Below are 18,527 nucleotides of genomic sequence, written 5' to 3'. Positions count from 1 at the left end.
CCGTTACGACCGGCGCGCAATGTCGATGAGGCGGTGACGCTGCATCAGCTTCGACAGAATGCCCGGCCCCTCGTCAGTGATCGGCACGAAGAAACGCAGCTTCCAACTGATCATCTCGGAGAACAGGCCGACCGACCGCAGCCAGTCACGCATGCCGTCGATGAAGCCGATGAGCTCGACGCGGTACTCGTTCATCACACGCACCCGGCGGAGCGTCATGTCGCCGGCAAGACCGATGAACGAGGATCCGTCGATCAGTGCCGCCCATGCTTGCTCCGGGGCGATCACCATGGTCTGGTCGATCCCGAAGTTGCGGCAAAGGCCGGCCAAACGATCCGGCGCGACGACACGGCCGACGATGCGCTCACCGTCATCCGTCTGCAGGCGCCGCACGCGGCAGAAATCCTGCGGCAGCAGTTTCCAGATCGGCAGGAGCAGTCCGCTGACGATATGCATTACCGATGTCGAGAATTCCGGCACGGCCGCGACTTCGGCCTCCCAGGCAAGGGCGAAGACCTGTTCGTCAGCCCCCTCCCAGGACGTCTCTTCGAGCTGCCGGACTTCGAAGCGCAGCTCGTCCATCGGCCGGATCAGTGAGACGCGCGCCTGAACAGAACCGTCGTCCAGCATGATCGAGCGGGTCGGCACCATCACCGCTGGCCGGCCCGACTTGCCGTTGATCATCAGCTTGGCGCGTGGATCCTGCCTGAAGAGAGTCAGCACATCATGAAGCAGCATCGGCGCATTGCGATCCCTCCGCTCGATCGTCAGCAGGTGCGACTGCGCGCCGGTGACCGGATGTGTATAGATCAGCCGGCGCTCAGTGACCGTCATGCTGTCGGCGGCGATCGTCTCCAGGCCCTTGTCGTAGATCCCGGCGGCGATCGCCCCTTCGATGCACGCGGCTAGCAACTGCTCGAAGGCCTCGAACAGCACGTTCTGCATCGCGATGGTCAGCGCCAGCATGCGATTGAGGAATGTCTGGATGGGCGGCAACTCATTCTTCAGCCCGCCCTCTTCCGACGTCAGCGACAGGCCGGTGATGCTCTCGAACCTGTCAAGCGAGCAGCCTTCAATCCTGCCGGCCTGCAGCAACCCATAGAACTGCCGCAGCGCGTCGCGGGCATATTGGGATTCGAGATTGTCTTCGCTGCGGAACATCCCCTGCCCGCCGGTTTGGCGCTGGCCCCGGGTGATGGCGCCAAGCGTGTCGAGACGCCGGGCAATGGTCGACAGAAAGCGCCGCTCTGCCTTGACGTTGGTGGCGATCATCCGGAAGCGCGGCGGCTGTTTCTGATTGGTGCGATGGCTGCGCCCGAGACCCTGGATCGCCACGTCGGCGCGCCATCCCGCTTCGAGAAGATTGTGAAGACGCAGGCGCTTGTTCTTGGCGGCAAGATCCGCATGGTAGGATCTACCGGTCCCGCCGGCGTCGCTGAAGACAAGAATGCCTTTCTCGTCATCCATGAAGGCGCGAGCCTCGTCGAGATTGGCGCTGCCCGGCCGGTTCTGCACGGCATAGCGGCCAATAGAGCTGCTGTCCTCGCGGCGGACGATGCGGCGGGAGCGACCGGTGATCTCGGCGACCTGGCTCGTTCCGAAGTGCTGGACGATCTGATCAAGAGCGGTCGGGATCGCCGGCAGGCTGCCCAACGTTTCGACGAGCTCGTCCCGGCGCCGTTCTGCCTCGCGGCAGATCACAGGGTTGCCGTCGGCGTCGTGCACGGGCCGGGAGCTGAGATTGCCGTCAGCGTCGGAAAATTCCTCGAAGAGCTGCACGGGGAAGGAGTGCATCAGGTAGTCGATGACATATTCCCGCGGCGTCACGTCGACCTGCAGATCGCCCCATTCCTCGGTCGGGATCTGTGCCAGCCGGCGCTCGGTCAGCGCTGCCCCGGTTGAAACGAGCTGGACGATGGCCGCATGTCCGTCCTCCAGGTCTGCTGCAGTCGTTCTGAGAAGAGCCGGCGTCTTCATCGAGGTCAGGAGATGATTGAAGAAGCGCTGCTTGGAGCTTTCGAAGGCTGAACGCGCAGCAGCCTTGGCATTTTTGTTCAGCGTGACGGATTTGCCGGCCGCGCTGGTCGCACCAGTGATGCCCGAGGCCTCCATGGCAGCGTCCAGATGGTTGTGGATCACCTGGAACGCCTCAGCATAGGAATCGTAGATGCGCACCTGTTCCTCGGTGAGCTCGTGTTCGAGGATTTCGTATTCGACACCCTCGAAGGAGAGTGAACGCGACGCATAGAGACCCATCGCCTTGAGGTCACGGGCCAGCACCTCCATGGCGGCGACTCCCCCGTCTTCAATCGCGGCAATGAACTCGGAGCGCGTCGGGAAGGGGAAGTCGCTGCTGCCCCAGAGACCGAGCCGTTCGGCATAGGCGAGCGATTCGACTTCCGATGCGCCGGTCGCCGAGACATAGACGACGCGGGCGCTCGGCAGGGCGCGCTGCAGGCGAAGACCCGCCCTGCCCTGTTGCGATGCCGCCTTGTCGCCGCGCTCGGTCTTGCCGCCGGCGGCATTGGCCATGGCATGGCCTTCGTCGAAGACGATAACACCATCGAAGTCGGCGCCGAGCCAGTCGACGATCTGCTGCACGCGCGATCGCCGGCCCTCGCGTTCATCGGTGCGCAACGTCGCAAAAGTCGTGAACAGGATGCCTTCCTCCAGCTTGACCGGCTTGCCCTGCCGGAAGCGGGACAGCGGCGTCACCAAGAGCTTTTCCTGCCCGAGCGCGCTCCAGTCGCGCTGCGCGTCCTCGATCAGCTTGTCTGACTTGGAAATCCAGACGTGGCGACGGCGGCCCTTCAGCCAGTTGTCGAGAATGATGCCCGCGACCTGGCGGCCTTTTCCCGCGCCCGTGCCATCACCGAGAAACCATCCCCGGCGAAAACGAACGGCATGCTCCGTGTCGGGTGCGACGGCCTTCAGATTGTCGAAGGAGGCGTCGACGATCCAATGGCCGGCGAGATAGCCGGAATGAGCTTCGCCGGCATAGATGACGCTCTCGAGCTGGGCATCGGAAAGATCGCCGCTGGAGACGATCCGCTTCGGCAGTTGCGGGCGATAGCTTGGCTTCGGGGGCGCGACCGAGGCCATGGCCACGGATTCGACCAGCCTGTCGGGGTGAGGCTGGGTGCCGCGGATGTGGATCGCCTGCAGCCGATAGGGCTCGTAGATGCCATCGGCTGCGCCCGCCTCGTCCTTCGCCACAGCATCCCGCAATTCGTAGTTGAGCTCGATAATCTCGTCATCGACAGGCAACGAGCGGACCGTCGGAATGTGAGAAACCTGACCGGCGGCGGCTGGGCGATGCAGGGGAGCCGTGACGGCCGGCGAACGCATAGTTCCTGCGCCCTTTCGAACTGCAACCGTTCGAAGGGTGCTAGCGACGTTCGTCTCCATCGACGGCAAGCGCGGTGAAAGCCCTTCAATCCAGGCAAGCAACGTTTCCAGATCGGAGGCGACGCCCTTCGAGGCGACAAGCCTCTTCGGGTCGTCTGCCGGAACTTTGTCGATGACGGTAAGGCGCGTTTCGGTCGTCGTGCCATGGCGGGCATAGATGCTGCCGTCGATCGCCGCGGTGAACAGGACCGTGCCATGCCCCTGCAGCCGGACGAAGTCGTCGCGCCACGCAGGATTGTCGGGGGTGAGGCTTGAACCGGTGATCGCAACAAGCCGGCCACCGGGCGCAAGACGCGCGAAGGCTGAGGTCAGATGCCGCCAGGCGGCGTCAGCGACGCGGCCTTCGACATGAATAACCGCAGAGAATGGCGGATTCATCAACACGACGGTCGGCCGGACAGCATCATCGAGATAGTCGTCGATATGGGCGGCATCGTGCTGCGAGACCGAGACACCGGCGAAGAGCTGTTCGAGCAATGAGCGGCGCACGACCGCATACTCGTTGAGCGCCAGACGCGCGTCTGCGAGCTCGGCGAAGATCGCCAGCAGGCCGGTTCCGGCAGACGGCTCGAGAACGATATCGTCGGCCATGATGCCCGCGGCGCGGGACGCCACATACGCGAGTGGCATCGGCGTCGAGAGTTGCTGCAGCGCCTGGCTCTCCTCGGAGCGTCGGCTATGGGTCGGCACGAGCCTTGCCACCTTCGTCAGCATCGTAAGCGCCGACTGCGGCGCATGGACGCGCGCGATGATCGCCGCGCCGAACTTGCGGAGAAACAGGACCTGAGCGACCTCGGTCGCCTCGTAGGCGTCTTTCCAGAGCCAGAGGCCCTCGGCGTCGCTGCCGCGGAGGGCCTCGATCATGATCTGTCGCAGGTCGCCTGTGGTGACGACTTTACCTTGCTCCAGAAGCGACGTGATTCGACCGGCAGCACCTATAAGTGCGTCAGCGCGGGTTTTGGTCTCAAGACGCGGAGAGGTGGAAACGGTGTGAGGATGCGAGATGATATTCATCGGTCGAGGCTCCGAATGAGAGGGGAATGGGTCTGACCAAGTGCTCTCTTCCGAATTTCGGGAGGAGGAGAACTTGCGGCGTGAGGGTGTGGGAAATGATCGCAGATTGAAGGATGCCGGCGATCGTCAGCGTCTAGGTGGTCGGACCTACGATGAAGCCAGCGGGATCTTTTGGGTCCGGCGGCAGATAGGCGTCGTAGGGATTGCCGTCGGCGAGATGGCCGAATGGCGTGAAGACGTATTCGCCGTCACTGCGGCCGACGGCGCAGAGCACGTAACGCGGCTCGCGTGTCGCGGCATCAAGGCATTCCATGAGAGCAAGATTGCCATCGGACGCGGCGCGCAGCAGCGTGTCGAAGTTTGTACGGGCATGATTGGGGATAGCCATTGGGGTGCTCCAGACAAAATGAGGCCCGGCACTTGACCGGGCTCTGGGATGACGACGATCGGGTTCGCAGACGCGGCCGGGTCTGAGCCAGGCGCGCATGAACATGTCAGGCGGCGCTTTCGAGCAGCTTCTTTGCTTTGCCTTCGAGCTCCAGGCGCGTGTCCTGATTGGTCTTGGTGCGGGCGAGCGCCGTAATGCCCTGGACGAAATCGAAGATCGATTCCGGCGGCCGCCCCTCCTCCGACAGCACCATGTCGATCACCTTGCCGGTCTCGCCTTTCGAAAATCCACGCCGGCGCAGGAAGGTTTCGCGATCGTCATCCTTTCGCGCGACGATCCGCTCCCGTGCCGCTTTGATGCCGGCAATGAATGGCGCAGGCGACGAATTGGCAAAGCTGGTCAGCGCGGGCGCTGCCTCATGCGCGAACCGCTGGGCGGCAAATTTCGAGTGGCGGATGGTGATCTCCTCGAAATTCTCCGTGCCCCAGAGGTTTCGATTGGCGCAGACCGCTCGCAGATAGAAGGAGGCGATGCCGAGCGTTTTCGAGCCGACCTCGGAATTCCAGGCATAGAAGCCGCGAAAGTAGAGATCTGGCTCGCCATTCGGCAACCGGCCGGCCTCGATCGGATGGGTGTCGTCGACCAGGAACAGGAAAACGTCCCGGTCGCTGGCATAAAGCGTCGTGGTGTCCTTGGTGATATCGACGAAGGGATTGTGGGTCATGGTCGCCCAATCGAGCACCCCCGGCACTTTCCACATCGTGTCGCCGGTCCCATTGCCCGCAATCTTCATCACTGCCGAGACCAGTTCGTGGTCCCAGATGCGGCCATATTCCGGTCCGGTGACGGCCCGCAGTTCAACCCGACCATCGTCCAATTCTAACGTCTTGACCAATTCGGCGCGGTGATTGAGCAGGCCATGCTGCAGGTTGATGGCAGCGAGTGGCGCCGGTAACTGGCGCATATAGGTGGCGGGTGCGCCCACGAGGCTGCAGAGCTGACCGTAACTCCAATGGGTCGGTGCAATCGGCTGGCGCTGACCAGGGACGAGGAGTTCGAGCCGTTCGGCGTTGTCGCGTGTCGCCTCGACGCGGATCGCGGCGCTTTCGAGGGTTCGTGCATGCGCGCGGTCGGCGCGGGATCGAACGGTATCGTGGAGTTCGGTCAGCGACAGGAACCGCTCGTCGTCGGGGCGCGAGAACCATTCCGACGAGACACGTCCGATGCGTTCACCGCGGGAGATATCGACCTTGAAGCCGGAGGAAGCGGGCTGGTTAGTGGAAGCAAGGGAGTTCATTTGGATTGTCTCCATAAGACGAAACCCAGGCGCGGTGGCCGGGCGAGGTTGAGGGATGTCTGGGGAAGAAGAAGGATTAATCGGAGGTCAGTCGACGATGCGCCGAGCGGATCGCCGAGAGCGCGGCCTGGAATTCGGCGCTTCCCACCACGTCGGAAAAATCCATCGTGGTGGCGATGGACAGGCATGCGGCGTGGACCTCGTCGTCGGTCACGGCCTCCCGCCCTACAGCTTTGAAACTCGGATCGACTTCGAGCACCGCCGTGATTGCGTCGCGCACACCATCCTCTTGAAGCCTGACCAGGACGTGGGACGGCTTTGGCGGGTCGACCGGCTCTTCAGGATCCGGGTCTCCGGCGAGAATGGCTTCTCCTCTGGCAATCGCCCAGGCAGATCGCGCGAGCCAATCGAGCGACGGTGGCCGGGCCGCACGGACGTCATCGAACAGGATCTTCAATAGTCCGAGCAGGATCTCGAAATGACGCGCCCGGCGCTGGACAGGCTCTTCGAATTGCTGCGGGACCTGGATGGGCGGACCCGCATAGGCCGCATGTGCGCCGTTCCAGATGCCGGTGATATGAATTGGTCCCGAGGAATCGAAATCCTTCTCGGCGATATCCCAACTGTCATCCTCGATAGCAGCACGGCACGCCGCGTCCAGTGTGTCAGCCGCGTAAGTGCGATGCCGGAAGACCGGCAGGTGGTAGGTGGTCTCAATCGTGAAGTCGGGCATTGGTGCCTCCTGAAACGGAAAAACCCGGCACGGGGGCCGGGCTGGTTGCAAAGAAGACCCGACCGCAAAGGCGATCGGGTCAGCGGATGCGATGCTTATGAATCTATTCGGCGGCGGCGAGGTGCCCGCCGTCAATCTCATTCTCCGTATCGCCGGCGTTATCGTTCGATGTTCCTGGCTCATCGAGCAGGAAGGCCGGCAGGTCTGAAGCTTCGAATACAGGCTCAACCACCTCGGGCTGGACGGCACTATCTGCGACAGCGTCGCTTTCGATCGTGCCTTCCCCGATCGTCATGCGAAGCGGTTCCGGTAACCAGCCGCAACCTGTCATCAGTCGTTCGGCCTCGCGGGCCATATCGGTCTTCTTGAGATGGCCGATCAGCTCCGCCGCCTGGTCACCCTTGGCTTCTCGGACCGCCTGCAGGATGCGGGCCTTGGTGACGCGACCGAGATAGTTGTCGGCTGTCGGTGTCCAGCCGGCCCCCACCATGTCGAAACCAATCGAGCGGGCCAGCTGGTCAGCATGGGCGATCGCCCGGGTCCGCTTGTTCCAGGGTTCGATGACCGCGTTGACCGACAGCGAAGCGCAATGGCCAAACAGAGCCTGCCGGCTGACCTCGTCGAGCTTGATCAGGAACTCCCAGAGATCATTCGGATCCTTGGGAAGATCCTGGCCCCAGCCTTCATGCCGCTGCTCAATCTCCTTCGCCCATACCGTATTGCCGAGGCCGGGAGTCTGGCTGAAGCGGGCGCTTTGCAGCGTTACCTCCACGCATGAATCCGAGCCGTAGACGTAGAAGATCTTCAGGACGAACGCGTGCAGAACCGCGATGAAGGCGATGACCGGATTGTTCGCCAGCGCATTGCGCAAAGCAACCGTGCGCGCCGCTGTCAGATCGAGAACCAAGCGGTCGGGAAGCGGCTTGAGCGTTTCGTCCTCGTCGTCCGCCTGAACGCCGTCGCCGCTGGGAGACGACGGGTCGCTACCATGATCTGTGATATCGCCGCCGACATCTTCGGTTGAACTTCCCACGGCCTGTGGTTCGTCTACCGGCCGAACGAAACCGCGCTCGATCTTGAGCTCACCACCGGCGCCGAGCGAAACGAAGACACCGCCGCGGGCGACCTCCTGCGGGTCGAACACGTAAGGGCGGTCGTTGAGCCGGTCGAGCTCGGCACCAAGCTCCTCTAGTTTCTGTTCGGTCGCTTCCGAGTACTCGTCCGCCTCCGCATACTCTGCGTCCAGCTTGTCGTATTCCGCACGGGTTGCGTCAAAGCGGGCCAGTTCGTCTTCCGTCATTTCGGCCTGCTCGCCGTAGAAGCGGCGCAGACCGGACGTGTGGCCGTAGGGAAAATCGAAGGCGGCTTCGACCCATTTCCAGCCTTCGTTCACCCGGATCGCCTCGGCGTCAGCCTTGAGCTTATCCATTACGAGCTGCTCCAGGAGCGCCGGATCCTGCAGCCAACCGCCCTGATCTTGGTCGAACAGATCGCGCATGGTCACACCGCCGGCGGCCTCGTAAGATTCAGTGCCGACGTAGACGGCGCGGCGGTCGCTGGCACGGATTGCGGTTTCGGTCAGCAGCCTGCGAATGTAATACGGCTCGCGGCTATGCGAGCGCGAGATCGTGTCCCAGACCTGCTCCTGGCGAACGTGATCGTTCGCAATTGAGAAAGCCATGATTTGCTCCAGCGTCATCTCGTCATCGGCATAGAGATCGAGAAGCCGCGTCGAGACGGAAGCCAGCCGTAGGCGCTGCTTGACGGTGGCTACCGAGACGAAGAAGCGCGACGCAATCTCCTCCTCCCCGAGGCCCTGCTCGCGCAGGGTCTGAAAGGCGCGGAACTGATCGAGCGGATGTAGGCTGACGCGTTGGACGTTTTCGGCGAGCGAGTCCTCTACCTCGAGCGTTTCGCCCTTACTGACGATGCACGGGACACCCGCAGTCTTTGCCAGACGCTTCTGCACGACAAGGCGTTCAAGGGCGCGATAGCGACGACCGCCGGCAGGAATACGATAGATTCCGGTCTCGTTGCCGTCGCCGTCGAGTTCGGGACGGACGTTGAGGCTGGTGAGCAGCCCGCGATGAGCGATGTCTTCCGCCAGATCCTCGATCGAGACGCCCACCTTGATCTTGCGGACGTTCTGCTGGCTGAGCACCAGCTTGTTGAAGGGAATATCCCGAGCTGCACTGAGGGTGATTTTCTCCATAGCCTGAGCCATGTCAATTTCTCCATGACGGACCGGGCGGAGCCTCTCTCCAACCCTCTCAATCCGTCACAGCTTTCACCTCCCTCCTCTCCCTCTACCCCCTTCTCCATGCCCCACCGTCCCTTCCACCGGCGAAGCTTCTCGTTCGGCCAAGATCCGGCAATATTGCGTGGATGGAAGCCTTTCGGGTGAAGGCTGCCGCGGGCGGCAACCACAGAAGTGCCAAACGCCATTTCAATACCAGTCACTCGGTCTCAATGGCCTGCTGGAAATCGATCGTATTCCCGGCTTACCGGACGCCGGAACGCGACGCGTCGATAACGGAGTCCCTCGATTATTTTTCAACAGCGTCTGCAGCCAGCCCTTGGTCGACTAGAGGTAGGCTCTTGCAAAGAAAATGACGGTGGTCAGGAGGGCAACCACGACGGTGATAGCCCGGACAATCGGCGCCGGCAGCCTGCGCCCGAGATGGGCTCCGCTCCAGCCACCCGCAAAGGCACCCGCAATCATCGGCAGGCATTGTTGCCAGGCGATTGCGCCGGCCAGCACAAAGACGATCACAGCCACCGCATTTGCGGCGGTCACCATGACCATGCGGGTCGGATTGAGACTTTTGATATCACCGCCGCCAAGCAGGCTCCACGCGGCGAGCATCATCAGTCCCACCGCTCCGCCGAAATAGCCGCCATAGATGCCAAGCAGTAATTGGATCGGCAAGACAAGCGCGGTCTGCGAGCGTTTTGCCCGTTGCAGCCGAATGCCGAGCTTGGGTCCGAGAATGAGCATGGACGTGGCGATGAGCAAGAGCCATGGCAGCATGACGTCGAATGTCGTCGTGGGCGTTAAAAGCAAAAGGATACTGCCGGTGACACCGCCTGTGATGGTGGCAACTGCAATCGGCTTGACCCCGACACCGCATACATCTCTTACGCCCTCACGATAGACCCAGGAGCTTGCCAAGCCTCCCGGAAAGAGAGCGAAGGTGCTGGTCGCGTTTGCGATCACGGACGGGACGCCAACGGAGATCAGGGCGGGCAACGACACGAACGAACCGCCACCGGCCAGCGCGTTCATACTGCCGGCGAGGAAGCCAGCCACGAAAAGCAGCAAAAGATCGAACATGGTCGGAAAAAACCCCGGGCGATGCGACCATCCGCCTTCGTCTTCGAGGCAAAGGCGACGATCCTATGGATCACCTTCTAACCAGATCGCTGCCGCGCCCGCAAGAACAGTCCATGCACGGATGAATGCGACGCTTCGCAACAGGAGACGTCGGGGAGCTTGCCTGAGATGCGCCGACCAACCTCACTCAAATGGCAAAAAAACCGCTTTCGCCCAGCGCCTTCTTCATTCGGTATCGAACCGGCACAACATCGTCTGAAGTGCCCGATTTTCGTCACGGAGCTTGGCCATCAGGAGACGTTTCAGGCGGCGGTTTTCTGCGTCGAGTGCGTTGAGGTCATCCATGTGGTTGTCTGGTGGTAGGCCCGCCCGGCGATCGTTGACGGGGGTCATCGCCGGGATCGATGCAGGCTCAGTCTGCACCGAGGCAACGACGGTCCGCCTCGACGCAGCGGGAGTGCGCACATGCCGCGGCGTCGGCGGCACGGACTTCTCGGTTGCCGCAGCCTCTGATGAAAGCTCCTGCTTCGCCGCGCCAATTCCCTCGGGTAGGATGCCAGCAGCAGGTCCCTGGGGATTATGTTCGGGTATGGCAAGGAGATCCGGCGACGGGACGGGGGTTTCAGCCGGTTTTGGGTCGTTGACTGTCGGCCTCGCAACCGAATGTCCGGTATCAGGCAAAATCCCGTCGGCCTCGACCTGTCGGGCCACAGCCTGCAGATCAAGGCTGCCCCAAATGGAAGAAGGTCGCGTCTGGGTTTGCCGCCTGTTCGCCTTGTATTCGACCACGAAGGGCCGTTGTGGTATTTTCATAATTCGTCAATTTCATCGACAGCGGCGGCCAGTAAATCCTGTCCCGCGCAGCGTCATCGTCAAAACCAAGTTGATCAGGTGATCCCGAGCCGCTTGCGCAGTTCGGCGTTTTCGGTGCGGAGTTTTTCGCCAAGCAGTTTGCGCAGTCGGCGATTCTCTTCCTCGAGCTGAATGAATTCGGCAAACTCGTCGTCAACAGCAACTGGGCTGGACGACGTCCCAGACGTTGGTGCGGCGACGGCTTTCTTCCATGTATAATAGGTTTGGTCGGAGATCGAGGCCGCACCCACGGCATCTTTCAGGGTTGCCCCGCCGGCGACGGCTACCTCGATCTGCCTGATCTTCTCAAGCTTGTCCGTGTCACTCAAGCCTCGTGCCTTCGGCTTGTCGCTCTTCTGAACGCTGCTGGCAACCTTGCCCGCCGCAGCCTTGTTGGGGCTCGACCGTTTGCCGCGTCCGGTCACTTTCGTCTTCTCGACTTCAGCTTTGGTCTCGGCGCTATCCGGTTGTGTCAGAACGTCGTCTTCGATCATCGTTGATCCTCGCATCGTTGCATGCGTTTTCGGCCAGGCGCGGGAAAGAGTCAACGTCGCCTGGTCCACGGCCTTTTACACCAGCATGAAACACCCGCGGCAGTCACCGTTGACAAAATCGTTGACTACCCCTATCTGTAACATAACAGGAGAAGCTCATCATGCGTAACCCCTTGTGGAATAGCTTCGATATCGTAAGAGATCTAATCGCAAAAGACGATTTCAAAACAGTTGCCGAGAGAGTTGACTTGGCTCTCAATGCCTCAATGGAGACTGTCGCTGACGTCCTGCCCACTGCGGCGGCTCCGGTGTTACGCCAAGGTGTCGAAGCAGCAACAGGAGCGCTCAGCACGTTGCGAAGCAAGATCCGGGCTGATCGTTTGTCCCCGGATTACGCTGCCGGGCGGCTGGCAGCGGCCTTGGATATCATGGGGTATGCAGCGTCAGCCACAGCTGACGAGGACGCGATCAAGAAGGCAAAGCAGCAGCCGTTCGCGCGCATTCTTGATATGCTGGCCGTAAAATCTCTACGCAACACCGAGATCGCCGCAGCACTTGGCCAGGACAAAGGATATATTTCGCGTCTGCTGGACGAACTGCGGGCGATGGAGATGGTCACCAGCCATCGACACGGACGGAACCTTTACAACGCTCTGACGCCTGTCGGCCGGCTGGTTGTCGATGAAGGTGTCGAGGCTGCGCGCCGCGCGCCATTGGCCCAGAGCAAGATTGTCAATCTCGGATTCAGCCTCGACAACCGGCCCACCCCGCCCGATGTGCGCACGGCTGAGGTTCCCAGAATAAGTGCGACAGGTTAGCCATGGCAAAGTCACAGGTTACGACCTTCTACTCTTACAAGGGCGGAAGTGGGCGCAGCATGACGCTGGCAAACGTCGCCTGGGCACTGGCTTCGAACGATGAAAGAGTGCTTGCGATCGATTGGGATCTGGAAGCACCAGGGTTGCACCGCTATTTTCATCCGTTCCTAAGCGACCCGGATCAGGGCGAAAGCAATGGCCTGATCGACCGCGTTTGGGACTATCTCGAGCAACTCAACGCGCAGCCGGATCGCAAGGACAGATTCAAGCTCGGCGACTGCAGCGACATCGTCCAGCCTCTTGATCTGCCATTGAAGGGATCAGGTTGTCTGGACTTTATCGGCGCCGGTCGCCAGGACGAGCATTATAGCCACAAGGTTGGCGGTCTCGACTGGAACGGTTTCTATCAACGTTTCGACGGTGAGCCGTTTATCAATGCCATTCTGAAGTGGGCTCGAAACCGCTACACCCATGTTCTAATCGACAGTCGAACGGGTGTTGCCGATACCGCCGGTATTTGCACCTCACAGCTCCCCGACGCTCTCGTCCTTTGCCTTGTCTACAACCGTCAAAGTATCGAGGGGACGGCTGCGATCGCGCGTTCGATCAAGGAGGCGCGCAAAAGTCAGAAGAAACCGGCGCTTAAAATGGAGTTTGTACCCAGCCGGGTCGAGGAACGTTCGACTGTCGAGGCGGCGCGACGTCACACCGCGCAGCGGTTCATCGACCTTATCGAGGGCGGACCGCGCAAGGTCGAGCAAAGTCTCCGGCGGGCGGAAGTGCGCAATTATCCGTGGTGCGCTTTCGAAGAGAAGCTTGCTGTCTTTGAAGAGTACCCAGATGAAAGAGGGTCTCTCCTAGATGCCATGCACGACCTGGCCCGCCGGATTACCGGCTCTACTAAAATAGGCATTCGGCCAGTCGATGCAGACGTTCTATCATCATACTGGCGCCGCGCCGCATTCGACGATCCCCGGCTGTTTGACCTGCGAGCCATCAGCGACCAACCGACTTTGGACGCCTGGAGCCAGGTCCAGTTCTGGTTGGACAATGCGGTCGCAGACGATGGTGAAAGGCCCGAATGGCTGATGTCGCTTGCCGAAGCCGCATTGAGTTTCGTCCTGCGGCGCGACAACCGGCTTTCGTTCCGAACCGGAGCAACCTTCGCCGAAACAGCGGAACAACTTGCCCGCCGCGCCTACAACGAGGAACCAACCACGTATGCGACGCGATATGCACTGATCCTTGACGATATCGCCGGCTTGCTGCAGCGCAATGGCGAGTTCGAGAAAGCCCTCGGCTTGAGCCGCAATGCTGAGCGCCTGTGGCGGGCAGAAAAATCGCCGATCGCAAAATGGCGTCACGCGCGACTGCTCGACCGTCAGGCCGCAATTCTCGACACTTTGGGCCGCGCCGACGAGGTCATCGAGACGTACAAGGAGATAGCCGAGATCTATCGCGCAATTGGGAGACGCGCTCTACCCGTTGGCAACGAGATCGAACCGGCGAGAACCCAGCGTCTGCTGGCCAGCAAGCTTCTCGAAAGAGGTGACGGAAGTGGCGCCGAGCGCGCGATCGTCGCAGCGGTCAAACTTCTTTCGCAAACCTCCACCGCCCGCGACAGGGATCTCGGCGAGATCATAGAGATCCTTATCACGCGCCTCAAGGTCGCGATGGAGATCGGGGATGAGCGTTTTGAAAAAGTTTCAGGTCAGGTATTACTGCACGCCGACCGACTTCTGCCGGCAGATGGCGGACGGGACCGCGTCCAGGATGAGCTGTTCCTGTGCCAGTCGGAATTGTATCGGCGTCGCGGCCAATTCGACGAAGCGCTTTTCCGTATTAAAAGCACCTCAGCCGATTTCCAGTCGCTCCCGAGAGTGGCGCTCCAAGAAGCAGAGATCCTTCTCGATGCCGGCCGGGAACACGAGGCAATGGAGACACTGCTGTCGAATATCCGCAGCGGCGCACCGCTGACGGAGCAAGCGCTCGGTCTTTTTCAACGGGCGATCGCAAGCTCGGAGCATGGCGATCTGTATTTCAATGAACTGTTGTCAACGCTGACCAGGAGTGATGAACAAGGCGCCTCAACCTTCGTTCCGGCCATGCGAGCGCTGACCGACAAGATGCGACATGACGGAACGGACTTCTCGCAACTTGTCCCCCTGCTGCAAACCTTCATCCGCAAGCCGATCTGACGTCATGAAACCGGGACAACTATTCGCGGAATTGTGGCAAATCGTCGAACCCTATGAGGCTGAGGCGACGCTTGCCCCATGGTCCGGACGGCACGCAGCTGAATTCGGGCGGCTCGTCGAGCTCTTGGAGGGAGCGTCAACTGCAGACGTTCCAGCCATGGTAACCGACTATCTTGGCCGCCGGTTGGTGGCGTTCAGCTGTGAGGTCGACACGCCCCATGAACGTGCCTTTGTGGTGATGTGCGCCCTCGACCAGGTAGCGATGCGCATCCATCCCTCTATCAAGACGCGGCTCCCTGGCCGCTCATCGGCAGGTGGACAGATGTTGGCGGCGATGCGGGCGGAGCGGACGATGACAGGCGCCTATGCCGAGTTGTCTGGCAAAGGCTTCGTCCTTCCCAAAGGCCTGTTGATGCCGGGCAAGGAGCGGACAAAGGGATTAGAACAAAGTGGGGTTGCGCTCGCTCATCAGTTTTCCTTTCTGAGCTTCGTTCCTGACCTGCAGAAAAGTTTCAAATTGCGGCCGATGGCGCCGCCGCCAAGTCAAATCTATGTTTCGCACGACGCGGCTCAAAAAGTGGGCCTTGCGCCAATTGCCGAGGATCGTGACGACTTCGAATTTTCGGTGTCGGACCGACGCCATAAAGCGTTTCTGGACACGGTGCCGCGTTCGTCGATTACGGACGTCAGGATCGAAAACGAAGTCTCGGCTCTGTTGGATAAGGGAGCGGGCCTCGTTGTCTTGCCTGAACTCGTCGCCACCAGCTCAGCGGTTATGGGCCTTGCCGAAACGTTGCGCCGGGCGGCCCGCTTAGGTCACTCGTTGGTACTGACGGGAAGCGGCCCTTCCGAAGAGAGGTCAAAAGGGCTCGACAGGCCGTTCAATGAGGCCGTTGTCATGACGGGTGCCGGCGAAGTCCTGTTTCGTCAACGCAAGCTGAATGCGTTCAACATGGCCGCGCCCCGTATGAAGCAGTGCGCCCTACCCCGCGCAGACGGTCACGACGATGACTCGCACATGGAAGATTGCGCCACCGGAAGCGAATTGGTGCTTTGCGACATCCTCGGACTTGGGCGGGTGATGGTGCTGATTTGCGAAGATCTTGAGCAACAGACGCCGGGCGGAGACGCTGCGCTGCATGCACAACCCGACTGGATCTTGACGCCGGTCCTGGATGTGGGCCTCGTATTCGGTCGGTGGGAATACCGTCGCGCCGTTGAAATTGGTCGCAAGACCGGCTCGCGTGTTGTCGTCAGCTGTTCTGCCACCCTCGAGGTTCGCAGTCTCGGTAAGCAGAACCTCACTGAAACCGGACCGAACGCCGTCCGCACCGGCTTCTGCTTCGATGGATCGGTCGAGATGCGTGCTCTGCACCTTGAAACGGGCGGGCCAGCCTTAGGCCATCATATGCTGGTCGAATGGAACCCGAGAACCTGGAAAAAACACAAGCTGGTCGAGGAAAGCTGAACCCGCGAACGCGACGGCCTCGCTTTGGTAATGTCGTTTTGCATTTAATCGCAAGACTCCGCATCCAATAATTCAACAAGATAGCGCGGCACTTAAATTGAGATCAGGCACTTAATCTGAGATTCGCCGGTTCGATTTGGCACTTAGTGTGAGATTCACCACCTGGAAAAAGATGACCACCGATGGCCAAGCTTCATCGGAAAATGCGAAATATTACAGAACGCTATTTCGGAATCGGAGAGCGTCAAGCGCCGAAAAACCAACTGGCGAATCTCAGATTAAGTGCCATGAGCTGCCGGAACGGGCGCATTCTTACAGTTAAATGCCAAACGACAGCGGCTTGTTCGAAGATCTCAAAAGCCGCTTGAATCCCCGCGTTGGAACGACTGTCCTGAGACGCGCAGTCGCTGCGTATGTCCATTCAAAGCGGTACTATTTCGCGAGCGCCCAGCCAAACGCCATGCGTTATGATTTAGAAGGTGAGTGGTTGAGCCGGTCTCTGCAGCTGACCGAATGCTGGCGCAGGAGCGCTTTATGACCTTGAAGCGGGACAAAGGACCACCCTCGCCTGCTATCGTTGATGACAATGTCGCGGCTATAATACCAAGCAAAAATGGAATACTCCGCGCCGCCCTGCTTTCACGAAAAAGAACTCCCGGTCCGGCACCCCACTAGATTTTTCGCACCGCTGCGCGCGTCGACACGTTTGAAGTTAGGCGCGCCTAACTCGTAGCCACCCATCATGTGTACGCTTCAAGGTCGCCCGTTAGCCTGCCCCAAATCTCGCACCCTGTCTTGGTGCCCTAGCTGGCAATGATCGAGCCATGTTAAAGGATGACCGGCGAGCAGAGGTCGAATCCATGTTGCGCGCGCCACTGACACAGGCAAGTTAGGCGCGCCTAACTTCACACCGCAGAAGTGGGCCTGCCCTCACCTCTTTACGCTGCCCAGGTGCCTCTCCGATCGGTGGCGTCGAACCCCTATTCTGGCGGCGATCGGGAGTTCCAATGATCGTCGCGCATGCACCAATATGTTCAAGGCTCAGATGTCTGCATACGCCTTGTTAGACTCCCACCGAACAACCTCGACACCTCGTGTCTACGCCCATCTTGAAACACCGACCAATTCCGCATTTCTATATCACCGCCCGGATCCGGCTCGACACCGAATGCCCTGCACCCTTGAGGGACAATCACCCCGAGACGAATTTGGCGAGGCCACTCCCGGAACGGCGGGAACACGCATCAAACGGCTTAAAATTGACGCGAGATAAAAGAGGCGCGACTAAAACTCCGGGCAGCAGCTAGGCGCGTCTAACTGCTGCCCCACTGTTCACCTTCAGCTGCGCCATGACCATCGGGCCGAGCGAAAACTCTCCTCGTTCCCAGCGCCCGGTCAAATCGCGCAAGTAGCCACCAGGCGAGGTGATAAAGTTCGCCCTCTCGAGAATACAGGCGATCGCGATTGCCGCATTTTCCGGCCCCATCACATCGCAAGCATCTTGATAAGCCGATGGGCTCACACCCAACATCGATCTGACAACAACGGCAGCCAACATCAGATCACGCCAGCCTCCCACCACACCGCCTTGTCCATAGTCGCAAATCTGCGGGCACGCCTTTAGCACAACGCTCAACGGAAAGGATGTGGTCGCCAGACGCGAGGGCAAATCAACTCCACCAGACCTCGCCCCCTGCTCTTTTTCAGAGCGAGGTTCAAGTTCACGGATGGATTCGGGTTTTGAATTCTGTATGTGGCGCTCATTATGAGCATCATTGGTGCTATTAATTTCGATTTCCTCGTGAATATTCAGACGCCTAAGCACTTCAGCATAAAGCAACTGCATTTCGCTGAGCACGTTACCGACGTCTGCCTGCGACGGTGTGCGGGGGAGGCGAGCTATTAGATTGAGATAAATGTCCTCGATTGCTTGCCAATCGCCCTCCGCGCCTTCCTCGATAGCCGCGCTGATCAGTTTACGAACGTCCCTTCGGCATATTGTTAGTGTCTCCTTTGCCCTTCTGAACGCAACACGGGCAGCCACGACCTCCTGCGCCATCAAAGCAAGTTCATCAGCCCGCGCCAGAAGCGGAGACAGGTCGAAGCCGAAGGCCGTTTCGATATCGCCGTCACGATCCTTCCGCGCAAATCTCTTTCCGTTGGCGCTGTCTTTTCGCACAATCAGACCGGCGTCGACGAGGATTGCGAGATGGCGCCGAAGCGTGGCCCCAGCAATGCCGTGGGCGCGCAGTGTCAGCTGAGCATTCGAAGGAAAGACAATCATCTGTCCGTCCTGGCGCAGTTCATTGGTCGGAAGGAACGTTAGAAGCGCATCCAGGATGGCGACGCTGCGATCCTGAAGGCCAAGCGTTTCCCGGGCCTCAGCAACATCTCGGAACACTTTCCACTTTTCGACAGACTTACCAGGCTTGATCTCGTTCGCAGCCAGTTGCCGCTTCACGAGGGCAAGCGTCATCGACCGCCGCCCAAACGGCGTCGTCACATTTCCCGTATGCATCGTCT

13 protein-coding genes are annotated in these 18,527 nt (G+C 60.3%); 4 read left to right on the top strand and 9 right to left on the bottom strand.

From position 1 onward, the window contains the following. Positions 1-3 precede the first annotated feature (3 nt). The 8 genes from A6U86_RS13050 to A6U86_RS13015 all read right to left on the bottom strand — a co-directional run bounded on the left by A6U86_RS13050 (position 4) and on the right by A6U86_RS13015 (position 11,520). Positions 4-4,422 carry a bifunctional class I SAM-dependent methyltransferase/DEAD/DEAH box helicase gene (locus tag A6U86_RS13050; RefSeq protein WP_047636041.1) on the bottom strand — a complete coding sequence of 1,473 codons (4,419 nt, stop codon included), beginning with the start codon at positions 4,420-4,422 and terminating at the stop codon, positions 4-6. A gap of 133 nt (positions 4,423-4,555) precedes the next feature. Beyond that, a complete protein-coding gene (locus A6U86_RS13045; protein WP_047636042.1) occupies positions 4,556-4,810 on the bottom strand; it encodes a DUF6117 family protein in 255 nt (84 codons plus the stop codon). 106 nt (positions 4,811-4,916) lie between these two features. Next, on the bottom strand, positions 4,917-6,107 hold the full coding sequence (locus A6U86_RS13040; protein ID WP_047636043.1) for a hypothetical protein: 1,191 nt from the start codon (positions 6,105-6,107) through the stop codon (positions 4,917-4,919). A 76-nt stretch (positions 6,108-6,183) separates the two neighbouring features. Continuing rightward, positions 6,184-6,840: a hypothetical protein gene (locus A6U86_RS13035; RefSeq protein ID WP_047636044.1), complete on the bottom strand. Its 657-nt coding sequence runs from the start codon at positions 6,838-6,840 to the stop codon at positions 6,184-6,186. A 103-nt stretch (positions 6,841-6,943) separates the two neighbouring features. Continuing rightward, positions 6,944-9,064: a ParB/RepB/Spo0J family partition protein gene (locus tag A6U86_RS13030; RefSeq protein WP_047636045.1), complete on the bottom strand. Its 2,121-nt coding sequence runs from the start codon at positions 9,062-9,064 to the stop codon at positions 6,944-6,946. A 360-nt stretch (positions 9,065-9,424) separates the two neighbouring features. Further along, positions 9,425-10,174: a sulfite exporter TauE/SafE family protein gene (locus tag A6U86_RS13025; RefSeq protein WP_047636046.1), complete on the bottom strand. Its 750-nt coding sequence runs from the start codon at positions 10,172-10,174 to the stop codon at positions 9,425-9,427. Positions 10,175-10,399: 225 nt separating this feature from the next. Next, on the bottom strand, positions 10,400-10,987 hold the full coding sequence (locus tag A6U86_RS13020; protein ID WP_047636047.1) for a hypothetical protein: 588 nt from the start codon (positions 10,985-10,987) through the stop codon (positions 10,400-10,402). A gap of 74 nt (positions 10,988-11,061) precedes the next feature. Then, entirely contained in the window at positions 11,062-11,520 is a 459-nt protein-coding gene (locus tag A6U86_RS13015; RefSeq protein ID WP_047636048.1) for a transposase, read from the bottom strand. 161 nt (positions 11,521-11,681) lie between these two features. Here A6U86_RS13015 and A6U86_RS13010 point away from each other — a divergent pair, with 161 nt between their 5' ends. The 4 genes from A6U86_RS13010 to A6U86_RS36155 all read left to right on the top strand — a co-directional run bounded on the left by A6U86_RS13010 (position 11,682) and on the right by A6U86_RS36155 (position 16,542). Beyond that, a complete protein-coding gene (locus A6U86_RS13010; protein ID WP_047636049.1) occupies positions 11,682-12,338 on the top strand; it encodes a helix-turn-helix domain-containing protein in 657 nt (218 codons plus the stop codon). 2 nt (positions 12,339-12,340) lie between these two features. Beyond that, positions 12,341-14,536 carry a KGGVGR-motif variant AAA ATPase gene (locus A6U86_RS13005; RefSeq protein WP_068391584.1) on the top strand — a complete coding sequence of 732 codons (2,196 nt, stop codon included), beginning with the start codon at positions 12,341-12,343 and terminating at the stop codon, positions 14,534-14,536. A 157-nt stretch (positions 14,537-14,693) separates the two neighbouring features. Then, positions 14,694-16,004 carry a hypothetical protein gene (locus A6U86_RS13000; protein ID WP_077472856.1) on the top strand — a complete coding sequence of 437 codons (1,311 nt, stop codon included), beginning with the start codon at positions 14,694-14,696 and terminating at the stop codon, positions 16,002-16,004. A gap of 322 nt (positions 16,005-16,326) precedes the next feature. Beyond that, positions 16,327-16,542 (top strand): ProQ/FINO family protein, encoded by a 216-nt coding sequence (locus tag A6U86_RS36155; protein ID WP_077472857.1) that lies wholly within the window; start codon positions 16,327-16,329, stop codon positions 16,540-16,542. 765 nt (positions 16,543-17,307) lie between these two features. Here A6U86_RS36155 and repC read toward each other — a convergent pair. Then, on the bottom strand, positions 17,308-18,522 hold the full coding sequence (repC, locus tag A6U86_RS12995; protein WP_047636052.1) for a plasmid replication protein RepC: 1,215 nt from the start codon (positions 18,520-18,522) through the stop codon (positions 17,308-17,310). Positions 18,523-18,527 lie beyond the last annotated feature (5 nt).

Source organism: Rhizobium sp. AC27/96, from assembly GCF_001692325.1.
Taxonomy (GTDB): domain Bacteria; phylum Pseudomonadota; class Alphaproteobacteria; order Rhizobiales; family Rhizobiaceae; genus Rhizobium.
Note: the sequence above shows the minus strand (reverse complement) of the source record. Positions and strands in the feature narration are given on the sequence as shown.